Consider the following 8,802-nt stretch of genomic DNA (forward strand, 5'->3'; position numbering starts at 1 on the left):
CGCGGCCAGCCGGCTCGAGCCGGCGTCCAGCTCGCCATAGCTGAAGCGGCGCTCGCCGCAGAGGATGGCCTCGGCCTCGGGGGCCAGCTCGCATTGACGCGCCAGCATGGCGGTCAGCGGCTCGCCACGCCAATAGCCCTTGGCACGGTAGCGCTGGGCCAAGGCATCAGGCCAGCGGGTATAGGGCAGGAAGCGGTTGGATTGGGTCATTGCGCCACCTCCGGACTCAGGCCCAGGGCTTTGAGCATGGTACCCAGCTTGGTGCCGGTCTCGGCCCACTCCATGGCGGGATCCGAGCCCGCGACGATGCCGGCGCCGGCAAACAGCTCCACCTGATGGCCATCGAGCACGCCGCAGCGGATCACCACGGCCCACTCGCCGTTGCCCTGGCTGTCGCACCAGCCGACGATCCCGCTGAACAGGGCGCGCCTGAAGGGCTCCTGCTCGCGGATGAACTGGCGCGCAAGATCCGTGGGATAGCCGCACAGGGCCGGAGTGGGATGGAGCTGGCAGGCCAAGGAAAGCACCGATGCCTCGTTGCCGTGCAACTGGCCGGCGATGGGGGTACCCAGATGCCAGAGGGTATCCGTGCTCATCAGCGAGGGGCTGGACGGGATCGCCAGCTCGCGGCAGTGGGGGGTCAGCACCCGGCGGATCTCGTCGATCACCAACTTGTGTTCATGCTGATCCTTGCGGGAGGCCAGCAGATCCCGGGCCACCGCCTCGTCTTGCGCCGGCTCGCTCGCCCGTCTGGCGGAGCCCGCCAGCGGGTGGGTGAACACCTCTCCCCCGCTGACCCGCAGCAGCAGCTCCGGGCTGGCGCCGAGCAGGCGGCGCGTCCCATCGAGGGGCAGGGAGAAGTGGAAGGCATGGGGATTCTGGGCCATCAGCCGGGCCAGCACCAGCTCGGGGTCGGCGGGCTTGTGCAGGGTGAGGATCAGCTTGCGCGACAGTACCACCTTGGCGAGCTGACCTTGGGCGAACGCGTCCAGGGCGGCGCTGACCGAGGCCTGAAATTCGGCGGCGGCAGGGGTGCTCTGCACCGAGATGGCCTGGTTCGAGGCCTGGGGGCCGGATTCACGCTGACAGCGCTCGCTGCGCTCGACGTGGCCTGGCACATAGAGGCAGGAGGGTTCGGCGGGGTCGAAGGCGAAGGCGCCGATAAGCAGGGGATTGACCTGGCCTGCTGCCCTGGCCTTGGCCATGGCAGCGTCTATCTGCCGCGCCAGCAAGGGCCATTCACAGGCTGGCGTTCGGATCGGCTGACCCAGATCATTGGCCCGGATCTCTCCCTGGCTCGACGTGAACAGGACGTCGGGGGGCGCAGCCTGAACCGGCGCGCGGGTTTCCATCACTTGAGTATCCATTTCACACCCATCGAATAAGACTACAAATGATAACTATTATCAGTCCGTTATCGTGCGGCGCTAAAATACTCGCTTTGAAATCCCCGGGTCAATGGAATTTGCTCGGGACATAACTGGAACCTTTATAGGGATATAGCCGTACAGGGACAGAGGGTGGCAAGCAGCAAGACGCCAGCCCCTGGGCCAGGGGCGCCTCCCCTAACCTGTGCTGCGACAGAGGATGACTGGACTGGCCTCGGGTGTCAGAGAGGGGAGTGCCTGGTCAGAGGCGATCGGGAACACGGCTGCGAATGACAAGATGCCAGCCGACATAGAACCTCACAGGCAATTGATAATTATTTTCATTTAAATAAGAATAAGCGCCATTGTCAGCCAGGAGTCTTCCCATGTCCCAGCCCGTTCCAGTCAATCGTCCCCGCCTGCTTAACGTCAAACAAGTGCAGGATCTTAGCCCCCACTTGCGCCGAGTCTGCCTGACAGGCCCCGATCTCGCCGACTACCCCTTCACCTGCGGTGGCGCCCATATCAAGATCATGCTGCCGCAACCCGGACAGGCCCATGCCGTCTTGCCAACGCCCACCCCGCAAGGCCCGCGCTGGGAAGATCCTAGTCAGAGGCCCATCATGCGCACCTTCACCATTCGCGCCTTTCGCCCCGAGGTGCTGGAGCTGGATATCGACTTCGCGCTCCATGGCGAGACGGGCCCGGCCAGCCGATTTGCCCTCAATGTCAAGCCGGGGGACAGACTCGCCATCTCGGGCCCCGGTGGCCCCAATCCGATGCTGCAACGCGCCGACCACTACTACATGGTGGGGGATCTCACCTCCCTGCCCGCCATCTGCGCCATGGCAGAGGTGATGGCGCCCCAGGCCAAGGGCCACATAGCCCTGCTGGTGCCCCATGAGCAAGACATACTGGACATCCCGCTGCCGGCCGGGGTCGAGCTGCGCTGGTTTGTCGGCACCCCGGAGCAGACAGAGCCCCTGGTCAGCCATCTCACCAGCCAGCCCATGACCGGCGACAACAGCTACTTCTGGTTCGGTGGCGAGGAAGGGCTGGTCGTGCCCATGCGTCGCCACGTCAGGCGTACCCTGGAGGTGGATCGCAGCCGTGTCTATGCCGTGCCCTACTGGCGCCATGGCAAGGATGAAGAGGCTTACCATCATGACCGCCACGACGTGATGGACAGCTGATCTTCCATCAGTTCCTGTCAGGGCCCGCGCTGTGCCAGCCCGGGCCCTGCTGGTTTCAGCCCCCCATTTTGATGCGCCTCTCGTTAGTGCTTGCATGTCGGACACAAAACAAGATAATGATAATCACTCTCAATTAAGGTGTTGGTTTAGCCCCATCAACAGCACAAGATCTGTGCTGCACCCAACGCCTTCTATTCCGTTCGCATCACAAGGTAACCCTGATGGCAGTCTTGAACTCGGTAATGCGTGCCTGCGCAGTGACAGCACTCCCCACCCCGGCCGAACTCTTGGCACAACACCCTTGCCCGGCCCCCATGCAGACCCGGATTGCACGGCATCGTCAGCAGGTCAGCGACATTCTGAGCGGTGCAGACGACCGCCTGCTGGTGGTGATAGGCCCCTGTTCCCTGCACGATCCCAACGCCGCTCTCGATTATGCCAGGCGGCTGGCCCCTCTGGCCGAGCAGTATGGTGATCGTCTGCAGATAGTGATGCGGGCCTACTTCGAAAAGCCGCGTACCACAGTAGGCTGGAAAGGGTTGGTTTTCGATCCCCATCTGGATGGCAGCCATGATCTCGACCTGGGTCTGCGACTGGCGCGCCAGCTCCTGCTCGACATTGGCGAGCTGGGCCTGGCCACCGCCACCGAGTTTCTCGATACCACCAGTTTCCTCTATCTCGCCGACCTCATCAGCTGGGGAGCGATCGGTGCCCGCACCACCGAGTCCCAGGTCCATCGTCAACTCGCCTCCGCCCTGCCCTGCCCGGTCGGTTTCAAGAACGGCACAGATGGCAATGTCCGGGTCGCCATGGATGCCATCCAGGCAAGCCGGGCCTCCCACCTGTTCACGGCGCCCGGTAGCCAGGGCGGCATGGTCGTGATCCGCAGTGAAGGCAATGATGCTGGCCACATCATATTGCGGGGGGGAGCCCATCCCAATTACCACAAAGCCGATGTGGAGGCCGCCGCCACGCAGCTGCGCCAGCAAGGGCTCAATGAACGGCTCATGGTCGATTGCAGCCACGGCAACAGCCAGAAACTGCACAAGAACCAGCTCAGGGTGGCCGAAGCGATCTGCCATCAGCTGGCCGAAGGTAGCCAGGCCATCGCCGCCGTCATGGCCGAGAGCTTCCTGATCGAAGGCAGCCAGGCCCCCGCCCCCTTGAGCGAGCTCACTTACGGCCAGTCAGTGACCGATGCCTGCCTTCATTGGGATGACAGTCTGCACCTGCTCGCCATGCTGGCCGATGCCGTGTCGGATCGGCGCCGTCAGCACCTGGCCGAGAGAGCACAACTCCCCCAGTGGGATGCCCGGCTCGCCGGATGACCTCGACAGCTGGCGCCGCCCGAATGAAGGCGGTGCCGGCCCTCCATGCCCGACGGCCATGAGTCCTCCCCATAACGGCGCCATGCCAGACCCGGAGCAGGCTGCGCCTCCACCTCTATACTTGGCCGATGTTCCCCTTCATCCAGGGTCTCCCATGCTGCTGCGCTTCACCCTCTGTCTGCTGCTCTGCTTTACCCTGGCCCCCCTGCCCAGGGCAAGCCCGCTCAAGGTCGAGATAGTGCACCAGGGGTTGGTGCATCCCTGGGGGCTGGCTTTCCTGCCCGGCGGCGATCTGCTGGTGAGCGAACGACCCGGCCGCCTGCTGCGCATCAGCGCCGATGGTCAGCGTCATCCGGTAGCTGGCCTGCCCGAGATAGCAGCCGAGGGCCAGGGAGGCCTGCTCGATCTGGCGCAAGATGAGCAGGGCTGGCTCTATTTCAGCTACAGCGAACCCGGCCCGGGGGGCAGCAGCACCGCCGTCGCCCGGGCCAGGCTGCAAGACGATCGCCTGGTCTCCCTGCAACCCCTGTTCAGCCAGCGCCCCAAGGTGTCGGGCGGTGCCCATTTCGGGTCCCGTCTGGTGCTGGGGAGCGATGGCCTGCTCTACATTACCCTCGGCGATCGCTTCCATTATCGTGACCAGGCCCAGCGTCTCGACAATCACCTCGGCAAGACGGTCCGTCTCAACCGGGACGGCAGCGTGCCGCATGACAACCCCTTCATCCACACGCGGGGCGCCCTGCCCGAGATCTGGAGTCTGGGTCATCGCAACATGCAGGGGGCGGCCTGGCGGCCTGTGGCCAGGCAGTTCTGGGCCCACGAGCATGGGCCCCAGGGCGGGGATGAGGTCAACCTGATAGAGAGGGGAAACAACTATGGCTGGCCCAGAGTCAGCTTTGGCGAGGAGTATGGCGGCGGCAAGATTGGCGAGGGCGGTTCTGCCCCCGGACTGACGGGCCCGCTCAAGGTCTGGGTCCCCTCCATCGCCCCGTCAGGCATGCTGTTCCATTCGGGAAATCACTACCCCCAATGGCAGGACAAGCTCTTTATCGGTGCCCTGCGGGGTCAGAAACTGGTCGAGCTGACCCTGGCTGGCGACAGTATCATCGCCGAGCGGGCTCTGCTGACCGAGCGAGGAGAGCGGATCCGCACCATCAAAGAGGGACCGGATGGCGCCCTCTATCTGCTCACCGATAGTGCGGCAGGCAAGCTGCTACGTGTGGCCCCCTGAGCCCCACCTCGACTAGACTCGAAGTTGCTGGCATTCCTCTCACTTGTACAAGTAGCACAATGATGACATCCCTGAAAACCCTGACGATTATCTTCTGCTGCGCCCTGCTGTTCGCTTGCAACACCATGAGCGGCATGGGCAAAGATGTCGAGAAGGTCGGCGAGAAGATCCAAAAGAGCGCCGACAAATAGTCCAAGTCGGGCGGTACCCTGCTGCCGCCTGGCTCTCCCTCTCCTATCCCATCACGCAACACTGACCGCCTGGGTTTGCCACCGCGTTTTGCGCGGCCAAGGGAAAGAGCCCGTTTCCGCGCTGCATTGGCCTGCTGCCAACCAGACTCCCCTGTTGACCCCTTCACGGCCTTTTTCTGTCAGCATTCCCCTCCCTGCTACTGCTTGCCGGGGACCCTCAATGACGGCGCCACAGCGTCAGACCATGGAAGCGAAGAGCTAGCGCACCGGGGAAGAGCCCCTTGTACTGGCCTGAGTAAAGGGATCCGCGCCCAGGCTTACCAGAGACAACTGGACCCCGTGCTGGGCCAGCATATCCCTGGCATTTTGGGCCAGCCTGTCATCCGTTATCACCTGATCGATGGCTTCCCAGCCCACCACCTTGAAAGTCCCTACCTTGCCATATTTGGAGGAGTCGCAGATGAGGATACGGGTCGAGGCCGCCTCTACCACGGCGCGCTTGACCGGCACCTTCTCCTCATTCGGCGTCGAGATGCCATGCAGGTCCCATGAAGAGGATGACAAAAAGGCGATATCCAGATGCAGGTTGCTCAGGAAGTGGGCCGTCGCCTCCCCGGCGCAGGACTGGTTGTCACGGATCACCATGCCGCCGGTGTGATAGAGGCGGCCCAGGCCATGCTCGATCAGGTAGGCGCACACCATGAAGTCATTGGTCACTATCATGAGGTCATCGCGCAGCGCCAGCTCCCGGGCCAGTTCCAGGGAGGTAGTCCCCGCATCCAGATAGACGGTGCAGCCAGCCGGCACCTGATCCGCCGCCAGACGGGCGATGGCCAACTTGGCCTCCTGCATCAGGCTGCGCTTGGCGGCATGGGAAGGCTCGCTGGTGATGCGCTGAGCCAGGCTGACCCCTCCCGAGACAGACAGCACCCGCCCCTGCTGCTCCAGCTTCTGGATATCCCGGCGCACCGTCATGTGGGAGACCCCGAGCCGCTCCGTGAGGGCCAAAATGCTGACTACGCCGCGCTCAGCCAGCATCTGCAATATCTGTTGCTGTCGTTCTATGGGGATCATGGGGCCGCCTCCTGAATGGAGCCGCCATTCTAGCCCAGCAGGATGGTAAAAAATGATAAAACTTCATCACAGCCAGCAAAATTAACATTTAATCACACATGAAATGCCATATTGAGCCTAATAAAGGGGTTCAACCGAATCAAATCACAAAAAATAACACCTAGATAGTTAAAAAATGTGATTCAAGCCTGATATTTGACCGGCGTTAATCCCTACTATGAGCCCATACGCCGTCTCATAGAGGAATCCAGCATGTCTCACCCTTATCAGGTTGCCGTCATCGGCCTTGGCGCCATGGGCATGGGCGCCGCCCTTTCCTGCCTGCGGGCCGGGCTCCACACCCATGGCATCGATCTCGACCCGGCGGCCCGCGAGCGACTGGCCGTCGCCGGTGCCACCAGTGTCGGGGCGGATGCCAACGCCATCGCAGACCGGCTCGATGCCGTACTGCTGCTGGTGGTCAATGCCGCGCAGGTCCGCCGTATTCTGCTGGGAGAACAGGGGCTGGCTCGTCGCCTCAAGCCGGGTACCGCCATCATGATCAGCGCCACCATCGCCAGCGAGGAGGCAGAAGCCATCGCAAGCGAGCTGACCGCTCAGGGGCTGCTGGTACTCGATGCCCCCGTCTCCGGCGGCGCCGTCAAGGCCGAGGCCGGTGCGATGACAGTGATGGCAGCAGGCCCCCAGGCCGCCTTCGACCGCCTGCAACCCGTGCTCGAGGCGGTCGCCACGCACGTCTTCACCATCGGCGAGCGCCCGGGTCAGGGCAGCACGGTCAAGATAATCCACCAGCTGCTGGCTGGCGTTCACATCGCAGTCGCCGCCGAAGCCATGGCGCTGGCGAGCCGCGCCGGTGTGCCGCTGGATCTCATGTATCAGGTAATCACCCAGGCCGCCGGCAACTCCTGGATGTTCGAAAACCGCATGCCAAGGGTACTGAGCGGTGACTACAACCCCCGCTCTGCGGTGGACATCTTCGTCAAGGATCTCAAGTTGGTCGCCCAACAGGGCCAGGCACTGAATTTCCCGCTACCTCTGGCGAGCGCCGCCCTCAATCAGTTCCTCAACGCCAGCAACGCCGGTCACGGCCAGGAGGACGACAGCGCCGTCATCAAGGCCTATGCGGGCATCACGCTGCCGGGAGCCAAATCATGAAACTCGGGGTGATTGCAGACGACTTTACCGGCGCGACCGACATCGCGGGCTTCCTGGTGGAAAATGGCCTCGCCACCTTGCAACTCTCTGGAATCCCGGACAGCGCTGTCCTGCCCCAGGCGGACGCCCTGGTGGTGAGCCTCAAGAGCCGCTCCTGCCCGGCCGATGAGGCGGTGGTCAGTTCCCTCGCCGCCCTCGCCTGGCTGCGCGAACAGGGTTGCGATCGCATCTACCAAAAATATTGCTCCACCTTCGACAGCACAGCGCACGGCAACATAGGGCCGGTCACGGATGCACTGCTCGAGGCCCTGGGTAGCGACTTCACCCTGATCTGCCCCTCTCTGCCAGTCAACGGTCGCACCGTCTATCAAGGCAACCTGTTCGTGGATCGCACCCCGCTGGCGGAATCCGGCATGCGCCACCACCCGCTCACCCCCATGACCGACAGCAATCTGCTGCGGCTGATGGATGCCCAGGGACGCGGACGCACCGGCCTGGTGCCCTTCAATACCATAGCGGCCGGGCCCGCCGCCATTGCCGCCGCCCTGACCACCCTCAGGGAAGATGGCTATCGCTACGCCGTGGTCGATACCCTGACCGAGCAGCACCTGCTGGATATTGCCGCCGCCGTGCGCGACTGGCCCCTGGTCACGGGGGGCTCCGGGCTCGCCATCGGCCTGGCCCGGATCCTTGGCAAGGGCCAGGCCGAGACGGCCCGGGCATCAGGCCACCCCCAGCCGGGGCGCTGCGCCATCCTGTCCGGCTCCTGCTCCCAGATGACCAATCGTCAGGTAGCCCACTATCGCACGCTGGCACCGAGCCAGGCCCTGTCGGTAGAGGCCTGTCTCACGGATCCCGCCTACCCGGCCCGACTTGCCGACTGGCTGCTGAGCCAGGGGGAGGGCCCGGCGCCCCTGCTCTATGCCACCACCACGCCCGAGACCCTGAGCGAGATCCAGCGCCAGTACGGGGCTCAGGCCGCCAGCGACGCGGTGGAAACCTGCTTTGCCGCCGTGGCCCGCCTGCTGGTGGCTGCCGGGGTCAGCAACCTCATCATCGCCGGCGGCGAGACCTCGAGTCGGGTCACTCAGGCCCTGGGGCTCTCGGCGTTCCACATTGGCCCGCAGATAGCGCCCGGAGTGCCCTGGGTGCGGGCCATCGGCAGCCCTCTCTCCCTGGCGCTCAAGTCCGGCAACTTCGGTGACGAACACTTCTTCTCCTACGGCCCAGGAGGCATGGCAATGAGTGAACAGGCCTTACGTG

At 63.8% G+C, this 8,802-nt stretch carries 8 protein-coding genes and 1 pseudogene; 6 read left to right on the forward strand and 3 right to left on the reverse strand.

Annotation, left to right across the window (positions count from 1 at the left end):
* Nucleotides 1-210 (reverse strand): annotated as a pseudogene (entE, locus tag G113_RS16845) (2,3-dihydroxybenzoate-AMP ligase); the annotation flags it as partial.
* The gene (locus G113_RS16850) at nt 207-1,367 is read right to left on the reverse strand and encodes an isochorismate synthase (protein WP_040319346.1); all 1,161 of its coding nucleotides are present in this window, start codon (nt 1,365-1,367) and stop codon (nt 207-209) included. The gene G113_RS16850 and the pseudogene entE, both read right to left, overlap by 4 nt.
* Nucleotides 1,368-1,753: 386 nt before the next feature.
* Here G113_RS16850 and G113_RS16855 point away from each other — a divergent pair, with 386 nt between their 5' ends.
* From G113_RS16855 to G113_RS16870, 4 genes are all read left to right on the forward strand, one after another.
* The gene (locus G113_RS16855; RefSeq protein WP_005907619.1) at nt 1,754-2,560 is read left to right on the forward strand and encodes a siderophore-interacting protein; all 807 of its coding nucleotides are present in this window, start codon (nt 1,754-1,756) and stop codon (nt 2,558-2,560) included.
* Between the two features lie 221 nt (nt 2,561-2,781).
* Nucleotides 2,782-3,888, forward strand: a complete 1,107-nt coding sequence (locus tag G113_RS16860; RefSeq protein WP_005907620.1) for a 3-deoxy-7-phosphoheptulonate synthase — start codon at nt 2,782-2,784, stop codon at nt 3,886-3,888.
* Between the two features lie 154 nt (nt 3,889-4,042).
* The gene (locus G113_RS16865) at nt 4,043-5,119 is read left to right on the forward strand and encodes a PQQ-dependent sugar dehydrogenase (protein WP_005907621.1); all 1,077 of its coding nucleotides are present in this window, start codon (nt 4,043-4,045) and stop codon (nt 5,117-5,119) included.
* A gap of 59 nt (nt 5,120-5,178) precedes the next feature.
* Entirely contained in the window at nt 5,179-5,310 is a 132-nt protein-coding gene (locus tag G113_RS16870; RefSeq protein WP_236611797.1) for an entericidin A/B family lipoprotein, read from the forward strand.
* 258 nt (nt 5,311-5,568) lie between these two features.
* Here the strand turns inward: G113_RS16870 and G113_RS16875 are convergent, their stop codons facing one another.
* Nucleotides 5,569-6,384 carry a DeoR/GlpR family DNA-binding transcription regulator gene (locus G113_RS16875; protein WP_005907624.1) on the reverse strand — a complete coding sequence of 272 codons (816 nt, stop codon included), beginning with the start codon at nt 6,382-6,384 and terminating at the stop codon, nt 5,569-5,571.
* Between the two features lie 252 nt (nt 6,385-6,636).
* Between G113_RS16875 and ltnD the strand changes: the two genes are divergently transcribed.
* Together ltnD and otnK are read left to right on the forward strand one after the other, a co-directional pair.
* Nucleotides 6,637-7,539 (forward strand): L-threonate dehydrogenase, encoded by a 903-nt coding sequence (gene ltnD / locus G113_RS16880; RefSeq protein ID WP_005907625.1) that lies wholly within the window; start codon nt 6,637-6,639, stop codon nt 7,537-7,539.
* A partial coding sequence (gene otnK / locus G113_RS16885; RefSeq protein WP_005907626.1) for a 3-oxo-tetronate kinase occupies nt 7,536-8,802 on the forward strand: 1,267 nt, incomplete at its 3' end. The genes ltnD and otnK, both read left to right, overlap by 4 nt.

Origin of the sequence: Aeromonas molluscorum 848, assembly GCF_000388115.1 — a bacterium.
Classification (GTDB): Bacteria; Pseudomonadota; Gammaproteobacteria; order Enterobacterales; family Aeromonadaceae; genus Aeromonas; species Aeromonas molluscorum.